Annotated in this window: 16 protein-coding genes; 9 read left to right on the top strand and 7 right to left on the bottom strand. The window is 48.2% G+C overall.

The window, feature by feature from the left end:
- Window positions 1-94 precede the first annotated feature (94 nt).
- The 4 genes from HER31_RS05725 to HER31_RS05710 all read left to right on the top strand — a co-directional run bounded on the left by HER31_RS05725 (window position 95) and on the right by HER31_RS05710 (window position 3,585).
- Window positions 95-742, top strand: coding sequence for a response regulator (locus tag HER31_RS05725; protein ID WP_168659663.1), 648 nt, complete (start codon window positions 95-97; stop codon window positions 740-742).
- 183 nt (window positions 743-925) lie between these two features.
- Window positions 926-1,285 (top strand): hypothetical protein, encoded by a 360-nt coding sequence (locus HER31_RS05720; protein ID WP_168659662.1) that lies wholly within the window; start codon window positions 926-928, stop codon window positions 1,283-1,285.
- A gap of 323 nt (window positions 1,286-1,608) precedes the next feature.
- Window positions 1,609-1,947 (top strand): hypothetical protein, encoded by a 339-nt coding sequence (locus HER31_RS05715; RefSeq protein ID WP_168659661.1) that lies wholly within the window; start codon window positions 1,609-1,611, stop codon window positions 1,945-1,947.
- 270 nt (window positions 1,948-2,217) lie between these two features.
- On the top strand, window positions 2,218-3,585 hold the full coding sequence (locus HER31_RS05710) for an MBL fold metallo-hydrolase (RefSeq protein ID WP_168659660.1): 1,368 nt from the start codon (window positions 2,218-2,220) through the stop codon (window positions 3,583-3,585).
- 1,158 nt (window positions 3,586-4,743) lie between these two features.
- Here the strand turns inward: HER31_RS05710 and HER31_RS05705 are convergent.
- Both HER31_RS05705 and HER31_RS05700 read right to left on the bottom strand, forming a co-directional pair.
- On the bottom strand, window positions 4,744-5,046 hold the full coding sequence (locus HER31_RS05705) for a DUF3861 domain-containing protein (protein WP_168659659.1): 303 nt from the start codon (window positions 5,044-5,046) through the stop codon (window positions 4,744-4,746).
- A 67-nt stretch (window positions 5,047-5,113) separates the two neighbouring features.
- Window positions 5,114-5,605 carry a DUF2798 domain-containing protein gene (locus tag HER31_RS05700; RefSeq protein WP_168659658.1) on the bottom strand — a complete coding sequence of 164 codons (492 nt, stop codon included), beginning with the start codon at window positions 5,603-5,605 and terminating at the stop codon, window positions 5,114-5,116.
- Window positions 5,606-5,700: 95 nt separating this feature from the next.
- Between HER31_RS05700 and HER31_RS05695 the strand changes: the two genes are divergently transcribed.
- Complete coding sequence (locus HER31_RS05695) at window positions 5,701-6,129, top strand: MarR family winged helix-turn-helix transcriptional regulator (protein ID WP_168659657.1); 429 nt, start codon at window positions 5,701-5,703, stop codon at window positions 6,127-6,129.
- A 131-nt stretch (window positions 6,130-6,260) separates the two neighbouring features.
- Here HER31_RS05695 and HER31_RS05690 read toward each other — a convergent pair whose 3' ends face one another.
- From HER31_RS05690 to HER31_RS05675, 4 genes are all read right to left on the bottom strand, one after another.
- Window positions 6,261-7,226 (bottom strand): ABC transporter permease, encoded by a 966-nt coding sequence (locus HER31_RS05690; protein WP_168659656.1) that lies wholly within the window; start codon window positions 7,224-7,226, stop codon window positions 6,261-6,263.
- A 3-nt stretch (window positions 7,227-7,229) separates the two neighbouring features.
- Complete coding sequence (locus HER31_RS05685; RefSeq protein ID WP_168659655.1) at window positions 7,230-8,342, bottom strand: ABC transporter permease; 1,113 nt, start codon at window positions 8,340-8,342, stop codon at window positions 7,230-7,232.
- Window positions 8,339-9,913 (bottom strand): ABC transporter ATP-binding protein, encoded by a 1,575-nt coding sequence (locus HER31_RS05680; protein ID WP_168659654.1) that lies wholly within the window; start codon window positions 9,911-9,913, stop codon window positions 8,339-8,341. Before HER31_RS05680 ends, HER31_RS05685 begins: the two co-directional genes overlap by 4 nt.
- A gap of 94 nt (window positions 9,914-10,007) precedes the next feature.
- A complete protein-coding gene (locus HER31_RS05675; protein WP_168663177.1) occupies window positions 10,008-11,012 on the bottom strand; it encodes a BMP family lipoprotein in 1,005 nt (334 codons plus the stop codon).
- Between the two features lie 540 nt (window positions 11,013-11,552).
- On the opposite strand from HER31_RS05675, the gene HER31_RS05670 reads away from it, so the two are divergent.
- Window positions 11,553-13,082 (top strand): MFS transporter, encoded by a 1,530-nt coding sequence (locus HER31_RS05670; protein WP_168659653.1) that lies wholly within the window; start codon window positions 11,553-11,555, stop codon window positions 13,080-13,082.
- Between the two features lie 565 nt (window positions 13,083-13,647).
- Window positions 13,648-14,040, top strand: coding sequence for a nuclear transport factor 2 family protein (locus HER31_RS05665; RefSeq protein WP_168659652.1), 393 nt, complete (start codon window positions 13,648-13,650; stop codon window positions 14,038-14,040).
- 134 nt (window positions 14,041-14,174) lie between these two features.
- Here HER31_RS05665 and HER31_RS05660 read toward each other — a convergent pair whose 3' ends face one another.
- Window positions 14,175-17,591, bottom strand: coding sequence for a hybrid sensor histidine kinase/response regulator (locus tag HER31_RS05660; protein WP_168659651.1), 3,417 nt, complete (start codon window positions 17,589-17,591; stop codon window positions 14,175-14,177).
- Window positions 17,592-18,372: 781 nt separating this feature from the next.
- Here HER31_RS05660 and acs point away from each other — a divergent pair.
- Together acs and HER31_RS05650 are read left to right on the top strand one after the other, a co-directional pair.
- The gene (gene acs / locus HER31_RS05655; RefSeq protein WP_168659650.1) at window positions 18,373-20,328 is read left to right on the top strand and encodes an acetate--CoA ligase; all 1,956 of its coding nucleotides are present in this window, start codon (window positions 18,373-18,375) and stop codon (window positions 20,326-20,328) included.
- 619 nt (window positions 20,329-20,947) lie between these two features.
- Complete coding sequence (locus tag HER31_RS05650; RefSeq protein ID WP_168659649.1) at window positions 20,948-21,547, top strand: GNAT family N-acetyltransferase; 600 nt, start codon at window positions 20,948-20,950, stop codon at window positions 21,545-21,547.
- Window positions 21,548-21,594 lie beyond the last annotated feature (47 nt).

The following is a 21,594-nucleotide window of genomic DNA, read 5'->3' as shown; positions in this document are numbered from 1 at the left end:
ACAACGTTTCTCACCCCAATCCAAGGTTGGGGTGACTTTTGTCTCAATTTAGTTTTTTATAGTGGTACGAGTCACTTACTAAAGAATGAGATAGATGGACAGCACTGCACTTAATATCGTAATTGCCGACGACCATCCGCTGTTTCGCAGCGCCCTAAAACAGGCGTTGAATAGCCAAATGGAAGCCACTTGGCTCGAAGCCGACGGTGCCGCAGTGTTGGAAACCATCCTGTCACAGCACGACATCGATTTGGTATTACTTGATCTAGAGATGCCTGACAGCCACGGCTACTCCACCCTCATTCATCTTCGTAGCCATTACCCCGCAGTACCGGTTGTGGTTATCTCTGCCCACGAAGACACTACCACCATCAGTAAAACGCTTAAGTACGATGGTCAGGGTTTCATCCCTAAGTCCGCCCCACCTGCGGAGTTTGCCGCCGCCATTCAACAAGTGCTTGATGGTGAAACTTATATTCCAGCAAACCTGTCTGAACAAGACTTAACAAGCGAGAGTGATGACGTAGGTAATCGCTTAGCTGAACTAACACCACAGCAATATAAGGTGTTGCAGATGTTTGCCGAAGGGCTGCTCAATAAACAGATCGCCTACGATCTTGAGGTATCTGAAGCCACAATTAAAGCTCACGCAACCGCCATTTTTCGCAAACTTGGGGTTCGCAACCGCACCCAAGCCGTTATTGCCTTACAACAATTAGAGATGGCAAAAAAGGCTCTGTAACGGTTAATGAATGACACTGATTGTCGCTTTGCTAACCCTATTTAAGCACAGACGCACTGTCATCTAACGGCCTAACTAGTTCATTTTTAATTTGAACCCAGTCTGAATAACGGTCACTAATTGCTCTCTCGATAGTTACACTTGTGATATCATTCCACCATATTTGATTGGGAGACGACCGTTATGATGAGCATTCAGCCGATTATGCCGGCACCGATTACGATCCAACCGCAACCTACTCCATTGCCAGAGCCAATCGTTGATGACCCTAAGTCACTCAGCGACAATCAAAAAACAGCTGTGGTGGCCAAGGCACAGGTAAACCATTACCAAGGCATGATTGAGAGCTATCAAAATGGCTCCGACAGCGATAATGCCGAAAGTTCTGATGACAGTAATTCGGTTTCAATGCAGCAAGCCGTTGAGCTTAATCGCCAGATCCAGCGGGCAGAAACGTTAGAGAATCACAGCCAGAACTTTATTGAGTCGCGCTACTCTGAGCAGACACCAACAGCACCAATTGCCATCAACATCGCCGTCTAACGCGCTCGGCTGTGCCATCGCTTAACTCTGCTCAAACTGCCGTCATTGGACGGCAGTTTTCTTTCCAAGCAAATAATAATTGGTTCTAAACCGCTCTCAGCCCCGATGCAACGAGCGGCTGAATTGAATGGCATCATGTTGTCACATTTTTGATTATTTTCGAACCAAACGATCAATCAAAACACACAGAACACAATTCATCGACGAAGTTGAATGAAGCCTGAATCTAGCTTGTACGCTAACTGAATACGGATTCGTTATTATTCGAAGTACATAAATCAATCGGGCACCATTAACTTAACGTTATAAAGCAGCTGATTGTTATGTCGATAAGCATCATCCCAATACCTAAATTGCCACAAGCACGCTCACAATCTGAGTCGCAGCAACAGCAATCGCAGATGTTCTCGCTTCCTACAGAAGAAGCCAGTGTCGTCTGGGCCAATGATGTTACCGCAGCACCTAAGCCAAGCTTAACCGCTCAAAACGATTGGAACGGTAACTCGCAGCTTGATAGTCTCGACGCCATCAAGTTGGCATCGGCCTTCAACGAGCAGATCCAACGTAACCAGACGGCACTACCTAACGCACAACTGCCGCTGTCCGAGCGTTACTCTATCAAGCAAAACGTGCGCCCTAAACATATCAACATCGCGGTATAACCGCTCACTATCTACCGTGGGTATGTCGCTGCCATCGTCACTAATGGCAACCAATGCAGACAAACGCCCAGCCCAAACGCTTTGCTGAACTACTCCAATGCGGCAGAAGAACAACGACGGTAGTGCTTTGCCCTTGAATCGCAACTCGCCTAGCCGGTGCTTTAACAGCCTTGGAAAGAACAACACTTAGTTGGTACACAGCCTTAAAATATCTAACCGATTTAGACTAAGTTAACGTTAACTTAATCAAACACTCAGTTAGGGTTAGCGATGCGTATTGATCATCACGGGGCCGTCTCAGGCGTTACCGGTTCTTGTCACCAATTGTTCCTAAACGATAATCACAGCCTTCTCATCGATTGCGGTCTATTCCAAGGTGCTGAGAAAACAGCCGCAGTTGATGGCGACGAGCTGCCAATTGATTTTGCTATCGACACTATTGATGCATTGCTAGTGACCCATAGTCATATCGATCACGTTGGCCGCATTCCCTATCTACTGGCGAGCGGATTTAACGGCCCCATCTACGCCAGCGAAGCCACGTCAGCGTTGCTGCCATTGGTATTAGAGGACGCGCTAAAAGTCGGGGTTACCCGCAACAGTCGTTTGATTAACGCCGTAATCACCAAACTAAAGCGGCAGTTGCAACCGTTGCCATATAAGCAATGGCAAACCATGCCCAATCAACTGGCAAGGATCCGCTTACAGCCTGCGGGGCATATTCTGGGTTCAGCTTATATCGAGATCCAAACCTTAACGCTACAACCACAACAAACGGTGGTATTTTCTGGCGATCTCGGTGCGCCTTACACGCCATTATTACCTTCACCTAAACCGCCCTATCGCGCAGATATATTGGTTATTGAAAGTACTTATGGAGACAAACTTCACCAGCGAAGAAAAGCACGACGTGATGCCCTACAACAAACTATTGAGCGTGCTGTAAGCGACAACGGAATAGTATTGATCCCAGCCTTTAGTATGGGTCGGACCCAAGAGTTGCTGTATGAATTAGAGCAGATCCATCATAAAGGGGTGCCGCTGTGGCAGAAGTTAGAGATCATTGTAGACTCCCCCCTCGCAGCCAAATTCAGCGATTATTATCAACAGTTTAAACAGTTGTGGGATAAGGAAGCCAAACGAGAATTAGCCCAAGGGCGACACCCGCTCGACTTCGACACACTCTATACCGTGGATAGTCACGCTAATCACCTAGCCACCATCAACTACTTACAGCGCCGCAACAAGCCGGCTGTGGTTATTGCAGCAAGCGGTATGTGCAGTGGCGGCAGAATAATGAACTATCTCGAAGCATTCTTGCCAGACCCTCGCACCGACATTGTATTTGTTGGCTACCAAGCACAGGGAACCCCTGGACGAGATATCCAACAATTCGGCCCGAAAGGCGGTTACGTCATTCTCAATGGCAACAAGATCAATATTAACGCCAAGGTACATACAATCAGCGGCTACTCAGCCCACGCCGATCAGAAAAACCTAATCAGCTTTGCAACGCGAATGCGTCACCCACCTAAACATATCCGTATAGTCCACGGCGACAACGAAGCCAAACAACGGTTGCAATACAAGTTGCAGCAACAGCTAGTGGATGCTGCCGTGATAATTCCAACTAAATAATAACCAATAGCGTTGCAATACAGGTTAACTGCGTTCACACAAAGCCAGCAGTGAAGATGATTTAAGCCAACCTTTCTACGGTAACTTTTTCAAAGGAAAGTAACGTAAATTGATTCAGCATCAATATAAGGTGCAACTATTTTAAATTTTAGAGTGTGGTTAGATATTGCGTTTGAATAGAGAATCATTACCACTGACAACCTGCTATATAAAGCCATAAATCAAGGGAAGAGAAGAAACATTGGCTTCAACAAACAGCACTCGACTAATACCATACTAACGGCTCTCTGTAGTACCCTTAAGGGTTATGTCACGGTGGCGACGGCACATTCTAGTATGCATTAGGGGGGAGCTTCGTCCCCGTTAAAATCCCCGTTGCCTTAGGTCGCAGTCCAAACGCTTTGCTGAACTGCTCCAATGCGGCAGAAGATCAACGGCGGTAGTGCTTTACCCTTTGTATCAACACTCGCCCAGCCGGTGCTACTTTTTCTTGACCACTACAAACAGCATTGGAAAGAACAATACTTAGTTGGTACATAGCCTTCTAAAATAGGTAGCTCTTTAAACAGGGTCCGCACCACGAGGCCGACAACGACACATCCACCAGCTGACCGCTATTATCACTGACATAAATCTGATTGCCGCGGGGATCGGTTCCCAAATAATTTGGAGCTAGCTCACCAACCTCAACAGCATAAGCAGAGCCTATTCCCAGAGTACACATTGTAAATAACCCGATAAGGGTTAATACCACACGAGACATATTGCGTTCTTTCTATCTGATTTAACGGTCTGTACATCCTCCTATTTTACCCCCCATGCCGCCTGCGCATTGTTCTAGATTATCAAACCACAGATTAAAGCTCGCCGTTAGCCCATTTACTACCGCGACTAGCGCACAGAATTACAGCGACAACGCAGTATGAGCATTAAATAACATTGCAATAGTTATCAAATTAGCCGCAACGGGGCTACATTGGCCCCAACAATAAACGACAATATTCACCATGATATTCGTCGTTCGGTATTGCAAAAGGAAATATTAGGTCAGTATTTATTGACTGGTTTAAGTTTATAAGTGAGCATAGCTCACCATTAATCTGCCTCAGTAACAGAGCTAATCAATTGCCCAAATGCTGATTACATTTGAGCTCGACTCTACAGGCCCCGTTGCTGCTTCACTGTTGTTTTCAGGTTATGCATAAACGTTTTAAAGTGCGGCATAAAATCACTAAACAGCGCATGCTTCCGGTTGCCCATCATCACAGGGCCAAGCAAACGCAGTGCTACTCCGACACGGGTTGCATCAGCTTTTTCCAAGCCGCTGTGTTGGCCAATTTTATCGACCACATTGAGCATATCTTCACGATCATCAAACTCAAATTGTAGCGTGGCCGATGCCTGTTGCGATTCAGGATCAATCTCTTCAATGGTTACGCGATAATGATGTGGTTGTTTCATAGTTAACCCTTTTTCAATTAAAATTAGTCTTCTAATTAGTGCAAAACATTCAACTTATTTCGCACCATTAACTTCTTAAAAACGCTTCTACCTTAGGCTTTACTGTCATCGACATTATCAGCATTAATGTCAGTCCTAGCGGCAATGCAAACAGCAGCCCATCTAACCAGCCGCGCATGAACATACCTGCATCAGTAAAACCAATGTTCTTAATCGCTGTAGTAAACGACATAATCGATTCCATGATCAGTGCCATGCTAATGCCAACGACTGCATTTCGAGCGTTGCTACTGGCACTAGGTATAAAGTAAGTGGCCAACTTGCTAAGCAGCAAATTCATCAACACCCCGGTAGGCATCATTACTAATGCGGTGGTAACAAATGCGCTAAGCCAGCTTTGATAAAAGCTATCGGTATACCCAATGTTTGAATAGGTCATTACCCCGGTTAACGTGCCGCCAATCACAATCACCAAAGCCATTACAACCAGTACTTTTTGGAATACAGGCGTCTTTGTTTGCTCGGTGCTGTTTGTCACAGCTAAAGTCGATACCGTCATCACACCTCCGTCGTTGATGTTGCCAAGCATTTAGTTGATAATGTCAACTATAGCCTTTTGGTTGACATTGTCAACTATATTATTGAGGGATTTTTATGCAAGGCCAGTTCAATCCATTAGAAAACCTGTTTGGACTAGTGCACACGCTTAAGCGACAGGTCCATGCAGACATTGAACAATTGCATCTCGATATCACGCCGATGCATGTCCGTGTATTGAAGATCATCAGCAGTACACCGCAGTGCACCGCTAACGACATTGCCCGCTTTCTAAGCCGTGATAAAGCGCAGGTAACTCGCTTACTAAGCACGTTATTTTCGTTGGACTACCTACAAAAGCAGCCCAACCCCAATGACAAACGCAGCCAACTGTTGGTTGTTACCAGCGAAGGAGCCGCAGTGATGAAAAAGATAAGGGAGATTGATGCTGCACGATTACGCACCATGACCCAACATATGACCGAAGCAGATCAACAGGAGCTGCAACGATTATTAGGGTTGATGCTTGAGAATCTGCAAGATTAATTGCAACAATCGACGAAATTAGATAGCGCCGTTGCTCAATAACGGCAAAGGTATATGAGCGCTCTCGAACAGCAAAAAGGCCCCAACTATTGCTAGTTGGGGCCTTCATTCAGTGCTGCGCTAATTGGCGATTAACGCGACTTCTCGTATGGCGTGCCGACCGCTTTAGGGCCAACCGCTTTACCGATGAAACCAGCCAATAACAGTACAGTCAGTACGTATGGTAATACTTCAATCGCCTGCACTGGTACTTCGCCGATGACTGGCAGTTCAACACCTTGCAGACGTACTGCCAATGCATCCAACAAACCAAACAGTAAACAACCGAACATAACCGTAACTGGACGCCACTTACCGAAGATAAGTGCAGCCAACGCGATGAAGCCTTTACCTGCACTCATGTTTGGTACGAAACCAGCAGCGTGCGCGGTAGACAGGTAAGCACCGGCAATACCTGCCAATACACCAGCAATCATTAGTGCGCGGTAACGCATCCAGGTTACAGAGATACCAGCGGTATCGACTGAATGTGGATTTTCACCAACAGCTCGTAACCGCAAACCAAAGCGGGTACGTTGCAGTATCCACCAAGAGATTGGAACTAAGGCAAAGGCTGAGTAAACCAGCAGATTGTGACCAGACAACAAGGTGGAGTACAACGAACCGATTAACGGTACGTCAGCCAATGCATCTGCGAATGGCAGCGTAATGCCGGTAAAGCGCTGGTCACCGACCAATGCTGGGGTTTGTCCCCCCATTTCGAACCAGTAACGGCCCAAAGCAATGGTTAGACCCGCTGCCAACATGTTAATAGCGGTACCAGATACAATCTGATCGCCCTTGTGGGTAATGGACGCAAAGCCGTGGATCATTGCGGTAATAACACCAACAACAATACCAGCTAATAGACCAATCCAAACGCTGTTACTCCAGTAAGCCGCTGTGGCCGCAGCAAACGCCGACGCCAATAGCTTACCTTCTAAGGCGATGTTTACAACGCCTGAACGCTCAGAGAACAACCCAGCCAATGCCAATAACAATAGCGGCGTTGAGATCCGTAAGGTCGAATCAAGCAGCAAAATCACGGTATCAAACATGGCTTAGGCCTCCTTCGCTTGGCGGCTAGAAACGGCTTGGTAAATCTTGGTTACTGGATTTACCAGCATCATCGCCAAAGCACCGGAGAACAGAACAACCAGCGCCTGAACCACCACAACCATTTCACGGTCGATGTTGTCGTATTCAAACGCTAACTCGTTACCACCTTGGAACAGCACCCCAAATAGGATTGAAGCGAACAGGATACCGATTGGGTGACCACGGCCGATAAGCGCTACCGCAATACCGGTGAATCCGTAACCGGCAACGAAGTCCAAACGTAACTGGTGACTGTAACCGGTGATTTCGTTCATGCCCAACAAACCAGCCATAGCGCCAGAGATAAGCATTACGATTACGGTTAGGCGTTTCGGGTTGATGCCGCCGTAGTTAGTGGCACTTGGGCTAGCACCCAACGCTCGAATGGCAAAGCCCCAGCGGGTACGCCACAACAATGCCCAAACGAATACCAATGCAGCCAAGGCAATCAAGAAGCTGGCGTTAAGAGGGCTTTGCTCTAACTCAATGCCAACCCAACCAAACATGTCATGAATGAACGGTAAACGCGCACTTTCTTCAAGCAAACGTGAAACCGCAGACATCTGACCTTCTGGCTTCAATACGTTTACCATCAAGTACACCATCAACGAAGAGGCGATGAAGTTAAACATAATGGTGGTAATTACCACGTGGCTACCACGATATGCTTGCAAGTAAGCCGGAATAAATGCCCACAGCGCACCAAACAGCATGCCACCAAGCATCGACAGTGGGAACAGAATCCAGAACGGCATGCTGGCATCAAGTGCCAAACAAACCAAACCAGTGCCTAAACCACCAATGTACGCCTGACCTTCCCCGCCAATGTTGAACAAACCAGCGGAGAACGCGATGGCAACCGCCAAACCGGTAAAAATAAAGTTAGTGGCGTAATACAGGGTGTAGCCAATCCCCTCTTCGTAACCCAGAGCGCCTTCAATGATTAATCGAGCGGCTTCAACGGGATCTACGTCGATGGCGATAAATACCAAACCGGCGATAGCGAACGCTAAAATAAGGTTTAGTAACGGCAATACTAGGACGTTAATCCAAGTTGGTAAGTTATTATTGTTCACAGGTTTTCTCCTGCGTTTTGCTGTAGTAATTCATCTGGCATTACGTTCGCCATCATCATACCGAGGATGCGCTCATTGGCTTTATCCGCTGGTACTTCACCAACGATATTGCCGTCGAACATCACGACGATGCGATCAGATAGCGCTAAGATTTCATCAAGCTCTACTGAAACCAGTAAAACCCCTTTGTTTTGGTCACGCATGTCGATAATGCGTTTGTGAATGTACTCAATTGCACCGATATCAACACCACGAGTTGGCTGGCCAATCATCAATACATCAGGATCTTGGTCAACTTCACGGGCAATAATCAGCTTTTGCTGGTTACCACCGGAGAACAGCGAGCTACGCAGTTTTGGATTACGTGGGCGCACGTCCCACTCTTCCATCAGCGCGGCACACTTTTCAGTGATAGCTTGTGGTTTATTGAAGATCTTGCCGGTGTACTGCTCTTGCTCGTGGAAGCCAAGCATCGCTGACTCTTCGGCGCTAAAGCTCTTAATAAGCCCCATCGCCAAACGATCTTCTGGTACATGGCCGACGCCCATATCACGAACGTGTTTTGGATCGCTTGGGTTTTCAGCAGTGATGATGTGTTCACCAATCTGCACCTGACCTTTAGTTGGTACCAAAATACCAGACAGCACTTCCATCAATTCGGACTGACCATTACCGGATACACCAGCAATGCCCACAACCTCACCTGCGCGCACTTCAATGTTGACCTTTTTCAACATATCAACGCCACGACTGTCGGTGTAGGTTAGATCCTTAGTGGACATCAACACCTGCTTTGGTGTCGCTGCTTCTTTTTCAACTTTAAGACGAACCTTACGGCCTACCATCAGTTCAGCAAGTTCTTCTTTGCTGGTTTCTGAGGTCTTAACGTGACCCACCATGGCGCCTTGGCGCATTACTGACACATTGTCTGTAACCGCAAGGATTTCGCGCAGTTTATGGGTGATAAGCAGGATGGTTACGCCTTGCTCACGCAGAGTGTCTAAGATCTTAAATAGATCGTCAGTCTCTTGCGGAGTTAGTACACCGGTTGGCTCATCAAGAATCAACACCCGTGCACCACGGTAGAGTGCTTTGAGAATCTCTACTCGCTGTTGCAAACCCACTGGAAGCTCTTCAATTGTGGCGTCCAATGGAACCGTTAACTGGTATTCGTCGGCCAGACGTTGCAGCTCTTTACGAGCCTTACGTAAGCTAACGTTTAGCATTGCCCCTTCTTCCGCACCAAGCACTACGTTTTCAAGCACAGTGAAGTTATCAACCAACATAAAATGTTGGTGAACCATACCGATGCCTGCAGCAATCGCTTCTCGGGAGTTAGGGATGTGACATAATTTTTCGTCAACTAGAATCTCACCCTTATCCGCTTCGTAGAAGCCATAGATGATATTCATCAAGGTTGATTTACCGGCACCGTTTTCACCGATGATACCGTGAACCGTTCCGGCTGGAATTTTCAGGTTGATGTCTTGGTTGGCACGCACTTCGCCAAACCGCTTATCAATTCCGCGAAGTTCCAACGCCATACGTGGCGCGTTCGAGGCTTGAGCCATTGCTTTTCTCGCTATGCGGGTAACACTTTTTGGGGCAAAAGACTCACCAAGCATCGCTTGGTGAGGCTTTAATAGAGCGCTAATTCAGGACGAATTAGTAGTTACAGGTGCTGTCAGACATGTAGTCGTGAACCTTGATTTCGCCTGCAATGATCTTCGCTGCGATAGCGTTAACCTTTGCTTCTTGATCAGCAGAAACCAAGTCACGGTTGTACTTATCTAATGCCCAAGTGATGCCGCCGTCAGCTAAGCCATTCGCTTGGATACCAGCTTTGAAGTTACCAGCTTGGTAATCTTCGAATACTTTGAAGGTGGTGTAACCAACGCGCTTAACCATTGAGGTCAGCATCACACCTGGGTGCAGGTGGTTTTGGTTTGAATCAACACCGATGGCCAATTTGCCTTCGTCTTTAGCCGCTTGGTAAACACCGTTACCAGTACCGCCGGCAGCAGCGAATACTACGTCAGCGCCTTGAGAGAACTGAGACTTAGCCAGCTCAGCACCACGTACTGGATCTGCAAACGCAGCAGGGGTAGAACCGGTCATGTTTTCTAGTACTTTTGCGTCTTTAGCAACGTACTTAGCACCCTGCTCGTAACCACAAGCGAACTTACGGATCAGAGGGATGTCCATGCCACCGACAAAACCAACTGCATTGGTTTCAGACTTCATAGCTGCCAAAGCACCTACCAAGAATGAGCCTTCATGCTCAGCAAATACCAACGACTTAACGTTTGGCTGATCGACAACGGAATCGATGATTACGAAGTCGGTCTCAGGGAACTTAGGAGCAACTTTGCTCAGTGCTGCTGCGTAGTTAAAACCTACAACTACGATTGGAGAGTGGCCACGTTTAGCCAGCTTTTCCAAACCCTGCTCACGCTGAGTGTCGTTAGAAGGGGTGTATTCTTTAACCTTTACGCCTTTCTCTTTTTTGAAAGCGGTAACACCGTTTTCGTAAACAGCTTGGTTAAAAGATTTATCGTGTTTACCAGCAGTATCGTAGGCTACAGCAGGCTTGAAGTCTGCTGCAGAAGCAGCAAATGTGGTCAAGGCCAGTGAAACTGCAACAGCAGTAGAAGCGAGCGCTTTTTTCATCATTGATCTTCCGTTGTAGTAATTTTCTTATTAAATTCCCTTTAGTAGGGAACCACACCCACATCGATATAACGCTAGCCAATGACAATCAAGAGAGATAACCTTCCAGCTCCAGCGAATGTGATGCGCATCACACTATTGAGCTACTCCAACTAATCTGCGCTCAAAACTCGCTCAAGCTTTCGACAATCTCTGGTGAGCAAAAAAACACCAAATGTAGTTTTATTACGAACATATTACATTCACTAGCGAAAAAACTCCTGCGAATTTTCAATGATTTAGAAAATTTTGAACAGAACAGACTGTTCATAAATTGAGGTCGAACAAGAGAACAAACCATAGCCACCTTGGTTCACCATCTGCAACAAACCCACTACCGCAATCAAGTGCCTGAATCACACTTTTCGTTTATGCCACATTTTGTAAAAAAATAAGCACAACATGCTTTCTCTAATCGTTCAACTATCGAGCTGGCGCATGTAATTAGTTATCAATTTGATGTATTTTTACCGCCAAATTAAACAATGACGTTACGAATCTATGACAGGGAATACAACGCACGCCGACAATGACTTGCGTGAAGTAAAACAACTCGGACTATGGGCCTCTATTGCCAGCCTCAGCTACGTATTTTGGTTAGTTGGCGGTATGGAGCTAATTGAGCGCTTCGCTTACTACGGAATTAAGAGCAGTGCCGCGCTGTATGCACAGGCGCCCACTTCCGCAGGTGGTTTGGGGATCACCATGGGTGATTTCGGTATCATCTTGATGATCTGGGCATTGCTGCAAACCTTCGTGCCAGTTTTTACCGGCGGGATCTCAGATCGGGTTGGCTATAAAGAGACCATTTTCGCATCAACCATTTTGAAGATTGCTGGTTACTTAGTGATGGCCACCTTCCCTTCTTTCTATGGCTTTCTTGCCGGCGCCATATTGCTGGCAACCGGCACAGGTATTTTCAAACCGGGGATCCAAGGCACACTGGTTCTGGCAACCAAGAAAGAAAACGCATCCATGGCTTGGGGCATCTTTTACCAGACAGTGAACATTGGCGGCTTCCTTGGCCCGTTGATGGCGGTGCATCTGCGTCAGCTCGCGTGGGAAAACGTGTTCTACGCCTGTGCTGCTATTATCTCGCTTAACTTCATTATGTTGCTGGCCTATAAAGAGCCCGGCAAGACCGAACGACTTGAGCGCCAAGCTAAAGTGAAGTCTGGTGAGGTTGTCCAAACCGCGCTGTGGAAGGACGCCTTTAACGAACTAAAAAAACCAATCGTATTTTGGTACATGCTAGTGTTCTCTGGCTTTTGGTTCCTGTTCAATGCGTTATTTGATGTTCTGCCGGTTCATATCTCTGAATGGGTCGATACCTCCATTATTGTGCGTGACCTATTTGGTCCAGAAGGAACCCAAAACGGTTTCGCCCAATTCTGGTTGGGACTTGATAACTCTGGTACTAAGGTGATGCCTGAGGGCATGCTTAACCTAAACGCCGGTATGATTATGACCAGCTGTTTCCTGATTGCTGCGCTAACCGCTAAGTTCCGCATCATGCATGCGATGCTTGCCGGTGCCGTCGCCTCGATCGTCGCCTTCTTTATTATTGGTTCCTCCAACTTTGCTTGGGCAATGGTGTTTGCTATTGCTCTGTTCAGTTTAGGCGAGATGATGATCAGCCCGAAGAAGAACGAGTTTATGGGCAATATCGCGCCGGAAGGAAAGAAAGCGATGTACCTTGGTTTCGTTATGTTGCCGCAAGGAATTGGCTGGGGGCTGGAAGGCTACTGGGGACCAAAGCTTTACGAGATGTACGCTTCCAAAGAGATGTTTGCTCGGCAGATGTTTGCTGAGCAAGGTGCCTCTGCAGAGATGGTAGCCGCAATCCCCCATGGTGAAGCGTTCACCCGCTTGGTTGAGTTTACCGGCATCGACGCCATTACTTTAACCGAGCAGCTCTATCTTAGCCACGATATCGGCTTTGCTTGGTACCTAATTGCCGCTATTGGCAGTTTATCGGCACTCGGAATTATGCTTTATGGCTCTTGGTACCAACGTTTACAACAACGTTAATACCATAATGCTTAGTCACTACAGATAATGCCGCTCGCTCATCCGAGTGGCATTTTTGTTGGCTGTGTCGTAGTTAGCTGTTGAAGCTTATCTTAAGCCTTCGGCTTCATCGATTTCGGTGCTTTAGGGGTGAATGTCGCGGTGGCGACGGCACATTCTTGTATTCATTAGACCACTACACTCCGCCCCCTTTGCAATCCCCCCTTGCCTTAGGTCGCGGTCCAAAACGCTTCGCTGAACTGCTCCAAAGCAGCAAAATATCTACGGCGGTAGTGCTTTGCCCTAGTATTGGGACTCACCGAGCCGGTGTTTTAACAGCATTGGAGAAAACAACACTTAGTTGGTACACAGCCTTTTTATTTGCTGGCTGTTGATATTATCTGGTTAACGCCCCCCCTGCCCTAATCAAACTGACAACCCTCTAGCCCACCACAACATTCCCCTCGCACATCTAACCTTGGCTCGACTCAGCCACGGAGTATTAAAACCAGCTAAGCAAAAGCACTAGCCAGTGGATGTTTTCTGCGGCAGGATAAGTTGTCTCTCTAACAACAAGGAAAGTGACATGAATAGAACAGCTTACTGGCACGAGATGATCTCCAAACGCAATATCGGTGCCTTGGATGAACTGCTTGCCGATAACGCCACGTTCCACTCGCCAGTCGTTCATACGCCACAGGAAGGCAAACCTTTGGTAAAGCTGTATCTAAGCTCAGCCTTTTCAGTGCTACTAAACGACAGTTTTAGCTATGTCCGTGAAGTTGAATCTGGCACTAACACCATTTTGGAGTTCCAGCTGCAACTGAACGGCATCAGCGTTAATGGTGTTGATATGATTGAGTGGGATGACAACGGCCAAATCAAGGATTTTAAAGTAATGCTGCGTCCACTCAAGGGGATGCAACAGGTACAGATTGAGATGGCAAAGATGCTAGAAAAGGCCAAATCTAAAGGCTAAGCCTCAGCACGAGAAACGCCTATCGTAGCGCCGCCGACCATGAAGTTACGGCGCTGCTATCACTATCCTCGGCTGCTATTTAAACCAGTAAGTTCAAGGCTAACGCAAACCCTTTGATGGCACTGACATTGTCATCAACCGCGTGCCCGCAACATCGATGACATCATCGCCCGCAGTGCCGCCGGTTTCACCATCTTTGCCATAAAGCCAAAGTTGAGTGAGTCCACCTGTTCAATCAGTTCTTTACGGTTATCGGCGGTGATTAAGATCCCGGGAATATCATTCCCGTAACTAGCTCGAATCGCTAACATCGCATCTAAGCCGGTTTTATTGTTATCCAGATGATAATCCGCCAGCATCACATCCGGTGCTACCCCGGCAAAGCCAAGCTGGAGCTTAGCTTCCTCGAGACAGGTTGCGGTAACCACCTGGCACTGCCAGCGCTCCAACAAGCTTTTTAACCCAGACAGAATCGCCGCTTCGTTATCGATACAGAGCACTACTATACCTGCCAATGGTTGCGTTCGATTGGCTATCACACTGGTTTGCGTTTTGGCCGCGACGGCTTCGCTAGTAATAGGGACAGTAACTGAGAACATCGAACCGCGGCCCAGCGAAGAGGTTGCGGCCAGAGGATGATTTAACACTTTGGCAATTCGATCGGCAATGGCTAAACCTAACCCCAGCCCATTACCGCCGCGGTGCACATCCACTTGTTTAAATTCGGCAAAGATAAGCGACATATCGGCGTCATCAATGCCACAGCCGGTATCAAGTACCTGGATCTCGACTGCACCATGACGACGACGGCAACCAAGCAAGATGGTGCCGCGATCTGTGTAGCGTAACGCGTTAGTAAGAAAGTTCTGCACCACCCGACGGAGCATATTTGGATCAGTATCAACGTTTACATCTAACAACCGGTGACGAAAGCGCAATCCAGCCCCGGATACCATCGCTTCAAACTCAACCACCAAAGGTTCGAGTATCGACGATAACGCCACCGGCCGCCGTTTAATCGACAACGTGCCAGACTCTAACTTGGAAATATCGAGCAGATCCGACAACATCTCTCCGGCACTACGAAGCGAGCCGGCAATGTTCACCAGTGATGCCCTATCTGCTTCACTATGTTTAGTTTCTTGCAACAGTGAAGCAGTAAACAGTCTGGCGGCATTCAACGGCTGCATTAAGTCATGGCCAACAGCAGCGAGGAAACGAGTTTTTGACTGGTTAGCTTGCTCTTCCGCTGCCTTAGCCTGTAACAAGCGTTGGTTTAATTGGGTCAGCTCTTGAGTTCGCTCAGCAACCCTTAGCTCCAGCGTTTCATTTGCTAGGGTGAGCTCCTGCTGCTGTCGCCTAAAATCGGTGATGTCGGAGAATGTCATCACAAAACCACCGTCAGGCATAGGGTTACCTTGGATTTGAATCACGCGGCCATCACCGCGGCGACGTTCCGATTTATGGGCAGAGCCGGCCTTCATAAACGACACACGCTTAGCCACATGGTCTTCAACGGTTCCTGGTCCACAGCGCCCTAAGCTAGCGTTATAACGGACAATATCTGCCACTGGCATTCCCGCCACCAGAAAGTCTTGTGGATAATCGAATAAGGTTTCGTAGGTACGATTCCATGCCACCAGATTTAGATCCCCATCGACCACGCTGATCCCTTCTGCAGCATGCTCAATAGCGCCGCGCATCTGATCTTGACTCAACAGAATCTTGGCACTGGCGTCATCAACCAAACTGAACACTTGGTCAATGGCCAGATCTTGCCCCAATAACACACTATCGAGTACCGCCGATGCCGATGCCGCCCCAAGTACCGAAGCTATCAACCGTTCGCCGGTTTCCACCATGGCAGGGTCAGCGTGCTTGTTCCACGTATCGCGGGCGATCGAACTGGGGAATTGCTGGGCAAAATGTTGATAGGCCCGCTCTGGGCCAACAAAACGGCTCACTAGCAGTAACAAGTCTTGTTGCGAAATCGCCCCTGACCGGCGCTCGCTATTTTTGTCGCTTACCTGCGTTTGGGTGAAGATCCGCGCCTGTACTCTATCTGTTACCGACGGCCTAACCATGGTAGATACGGCGACATAAATTAGCCCGTTGATGGTCATTACCAACAACAGTTGGCTCATATCACTGGTTAGCCCAAACCAATCAAATGGCATTTCAACCGCTGGCCAAATAGGTTTCGCCAGCACCATTGCCCAGCCAATGATCCCTATGCTCAGTCCCGCTAAAACCCCGTGACGATGTCCACCACGCCAATACACCGCGCCTACTAGTGCGGGTCCAAGTTGAGCAAAGGCACCAAAAGCAAGCATACCTATCCGAGCCAAGCTTGGCGCATCACCGACTTGCAGATAGGCGCCGTAGGCACCAAACAACACCACTACGATAATAAATCGGCGGGTGTTAAGTAGCCGGGTTGAGAATTGATTAAAATTTTTGCCTCGAATACGACCACTGCGCAGTAACAGCGGGATCATCCATTCATTAGAGATCATGATGGCAACACTAACCACCGCCACGATCACCATCGAACTGGCCGCAGAGATCGCCCCAAGCAGTGCAACCACCGCTAGCCACTGCATCTCCAATACTTGGGGCAACACAATTACGTAAGTATCGGGGCTGGCTTGGTCACCAATCAATACCCGCCCGGCTATCGCAAGGGGAATCACAAACAGCGAGAACAACATTAAATAGATAGGTAACGACCAGCGGCTACGATTGATGTCCTGCGGCCGCTGATTCTCAACCACCAATACATGAAACATGCGCGGCAGCGCCACAAAGGCTGCCATCGCAATAATGGTGTCTGGAGCAACATCTAATAGATCGAGGCTAAGTGGCGGTAACTTCTGTTGCTGCTTAGCCTGTGCAAACAGATCCCACGGGCCATCAAAGGCGGTGTAGACCACCACCAAACCAACCAAAATAAAGGCCGCCAACTTAATAATGGACTCAAACGCCACCGCCATAATCATGCCGGGGTTGTGCTCGGTGGCATCGAGCTTTCTGGTACCAAAAAAGATAGCAAATATCGCCAGACTGATGGCAATGCCCAAAGCTAATAGGCTGGGGTCGATGGGGTGCTGATCTTGAAAAAGATTTATCGATACCACCATTGCTTTCAACTGCAGAGCGATGTAAGGCATCAATCCCAACAGAGCTAACAAGGTAACCACAACGGCCAGCACCTGTGACTTGCCATATCGTGCGGCAATAAAGTCAGCTACCGAGGTGATGCTTTGATCATTGGCAACCCCAACAACCTTACGCAGGAAGCCAAAGCCAAGGCTAAACAGCAGAATCGGGCCGATATAAATAGGCAAAAATGCCCACGGACTTTCGACCGCTTGGCCAACCGTGCCAAGAAAGCTCCAGCTTGAGCAATACACCGCTAACGACAAACCATAAATTGCTGGCAGCGCTCGCTCCATCCGCTTTCCGGTCCACCGCTCTCCAGCCCACGCCACCAAAAACAACAAGGAAATATAGAGCAATGAGATGGTGACAATGCCAAGCGAGCTATTCATGAGCCTTATTCCTTGATGATAACTTGTTCACATTGTGACATCTCGCCCTAACAATCAACCGCTTACAAAACAAAAGGCTGTGTGCCAAAGAAGTGTTGTTCTTTCCAATGTTGTTAAAGCACCAGCTAGATGAATTTTGATACAAGGGGAAAGCACTACCGCCGTTGCTCTTGCGCCGCATTGGAGCAGTCTAGCGAAGCGTTTTGAACTGCGACCTAAGGTAAAGAGGGATTCCAAAGGGGGCAAAGCTTCCCCCTAATGCATACAAGAATGTGCTGTCGCCACCCCGACATAACCCTTAAGAGTTCTGCAACCGGTAGAGCCGAAGGCTTGATATCAGCCGCAACACTTAACTGTGACACAGCCAAACAAAAGCCACTGTAGCCTTGCGTGGCTAGAGTTTTTAAGGGCATGGCTTTAGTAGTTGCTATATGCACCGTGCTTGCTGGTAAACGACTATAGAGTGACGGCACCATTGCTGCTTATCTGGGTACAATGTTGATGGTCACATCTCTATTTAAACAACATTGCACCGACACAATAACGCCGGATAGCTTGCAAAAAAGCTAAGCAAAAAAGCAATCTTTGCGCCCCATTGAGCGTGACTTATATCACACTCAACACCAAACCCAATGAGATCCAGCTCACGCAAAAACATTTAAAACCTAACAATCAAACGGTTACGATGCGATATTGGCCGGTAGACCATGGTCTAATGGTTGCGATCCGATGTGATTGCGACACTTAAATTAATTCTTTAGTTAGGAGAGGGAAAAACCTAATGAGTACGCAGTCTCTCTATCCAGTGAGTCCTGAACTGGCCGAAAACAGTAAAATTAATGAAGACCAATATCGCAAGATGTACCAAGAATCCGTGGTTAACCCTGAGGGTTTCTGGCGCGAACACGGTCAACGAATTAGCTGGTTTAAGCCTTTTACCAAGATTAAGAAGGTCTCTTTCGACGACCATAACTTATTCATCAATTGGTTTGCCGACGGCACCCTTAACGCAACCTACAACTGCGTTGATCGCCACCTTGAAGCACGCGGCGACAAGACCGCCATTATTTGGGAAGGTGACGACCCCTCTGAGCAGCGTACTCTGACCTATCGTCAACTGCATATAGAAGTATCAAAGTTTGCCAACGCGCTTCGTAGTCAAGGGGTTCGCAAGGGCGATGTAGTGACCATCTATATGCCAATGGTGCCAGAAGCTGCGATAGCGATGCTAAGTTGTGCCCGCATTGGTGCGGTACATTCGGTGATCTTTGGCGGCTTCTCGCCAGACTCTATCGCTTCTCGCATCAACGATGGTTCATCTCGAGTGGTTATTACCTCAGACGAAGCCATCCGCGGTGGCCGCACTATCCCTTTGAAAGCTAATATCGATTTAGCACTGCAGTCGCCTGACGTTAAAACCGTCGAAAAAGTGATAGTACTAAATCGTACTGGCGGCCATATCGACTTCGTCGAAGGTCGAGATGTATGGTGGCATGAGCTTATGGCTGTGTCGTCTGAATATTGCCAAGCGGAAGAGCAGAACGCAGAAGATCCGCTGTTTATTCTCTATACCTCCGGCTCAACTGGCTCACCTAAGGGTGTGCTGCACACCACAGGCGGCTATATGGTGTACGCCTCGATGACCCATGAGTATGTCTTCGATTACCGTGAAGACGAGGTGTACTGGTGTACTGCCGATGTAGGTTGGATCACCGGTCACAGCTATATGGTTTATGGTCCGCTAGCCAATGGTGCCACAGTGCTGATGCACGAAGGGGTACCTAACTGGCCAGACATCAGCCGCATGGGAGAGATGATTGAACGTCACAACGTCAATATCCTCTACACAGCGCCAACTCTAATTCGCGCATTGATGGCGCAAGCCACAGAAGGATACCCAAATTTCGACAGCAGCAGTTTGCGTATTATGGGCTCGGTTGGCGAACCGATTAACCCAGAAGCGTGGCGTTGGTATTACCAAGAGATTGGTAAAGAGCAGTGTCCTATTGTTGATACATGGTGGCAAACCGAAACCGGTGGGGTCTTAATTAGCCCGCTGCCCGGCGCGACCGATCTTAAGCCCGGTTCAGCCACTCGCCCATTCTTTGGGGTACAACCAGCGTTAGTAGACAACATGGGTAACCTGATTGATGGCGAAGGTGAGGGTAACTTAGTTATTCTCGACTCCTGGCCCGGACAAATGCGCAGCGTCTACGGCGATCATGAACGCTTTGTCTTAACCTATTTTAAGACCTTCCGCGGCATGTACTTTACTGGTGACGGTGCCCGCCGCGACGGCGATGGTTACTACTGGATTACTGGTCGCGTTGATGACGTAATTAACGTTTCTGGCCACCGTTTGGGTACGGCGGAGATTGAATCCGCCTTGGTTGCTCACCCTGATGTAGCCGAAGCTGCTGTCGTTGGATACCCCCACGATATCAAAGGACAAGGGATCTACGCCTACGTTACCCTTAATGCCGATAAAGAGGAGAGTGAAGAGCTACGTCAGGCGTTACGCCAATGGGTTCGCTCCGAAATTGGCGCCCTCGCCTCTCCAGATCTGGTGCAGTGGGCTCCTGGGTTACCAAAAACCCGCTCGGGCAAGATCATGCGTCGTTTTCTCCGTAAGATCGCCGCGGATGAAGTATCAGCCTTGGGCGACGCCAGTACCTTAGCGGATCCAACAGTACTTGATGGCCTGATCGATCAACGGATGAATCGCGGCTGCGACTAACCGATAAGGTCACCCAAACTACAAAATGCCATTCAGCTTAGCTGTCTGGCATTTTGCTGTTAGTAACAGCAACCACTTCCATTAGCTTTTGGCTGTTATCATTGGCTGTGTCGCAGTTAAGTGTTGAGGTTTATATCAAGCCTTCAGCTACACCGACTGCGGTGCTTTTAGGGAACTATGTAGCGATGGCGACGGCACATTCTTGTATGCATTAGGGGGGGAGCTCCGCCCCCTTTGGAATCCCCCTTTGCCTTAGGTCGCAGCCCAAAACGCTTCGCTGAACTGCTCCAATGCGGCAGAAGATCAATGACGGTAGTGCTTTTCCCATGTACCAACACTCGTCTCGTCGGTGCTTTAACAGCATTGTAAAGAACAACACTTAGTTGGTACACGGCCATTTAATTGGCTGTATAATCCGAGTCAATTTACATCGGTTTTTACAACCTGTGTGTCAATCAATTCCAATAGAGTTAAAGACTTATACCCAGAAAGGGTTATAGTCACTAGTGGCTTCGGTCACGTAAATTTAATTTTTATCATTTGGTTAACAAATTTAGTGCGGCGCCACACTTGCACCGTAACGGGCTGGTTATACTGGAATTAATAGAGGTGCTAAACAATGACTAATTCCAATCGTTTAACCGCTGAGCAGGCGGCACAGATATCGATTCCAGCCCACGCCACTGATGGCGAAGCGGTGCTGATCCGTGCCACCCGCCCACAAGACGCGGAAACCATTCTCGACCTCTACCCTGAGATCTCCACTCGCTCGTTATACATGCGTTTTTTACGTGTCATTGATAAACCGACCCTCAAGCAAGTGCAGCGTTATACCAATGTCGATTTTGATATCCATCTCGGGCTAGTGGTGCTCTACGGCCCTGAGCAAAAGCTGTGTGGTGCTGGCAGAATTATCCGTACCAAACCGGAAGAGTCGATTGGTGAGCTGTCGTGCATGATGATCGATAAGATGCAGCGTAAGGGATTAGGTCGACTGTTGGTGGCAACATTAATTGACCAAGCCCGCGCTTGGGGCATTACCGAAGTGGTTGCCTTGGTACACCCACAAAATGGGCCGATGCTGCGGCTGTTTAAGAGCCTCGGCTATCCCTGCCAAATAGTATGGGAAGAGGGAGATTACATGGTGAGCATCGACAACCGCCTGCCACCCGATTTCGAACTCAACCCGCCATACCAAAAGACGCCAGCGTCAGCTTAGCGTCCGTTATCTGGTCCGAAGCGCAATCGCTGCGCTTCAATAGATCC

The sequence above is a fragment of the Ferrimonas lipolytica genome (assembly GCF_012295575.1).
Classification (GTDB): Bacteria; Pseudomonadota; Gammaproteobacteria; order Enterobacterales; family Shewanellaceae; genus Ferrimonas; species Ferrimonas lipolytica.
This window is presented reverse-complemented; position numbering and strand designations above follow the sequence as displayed.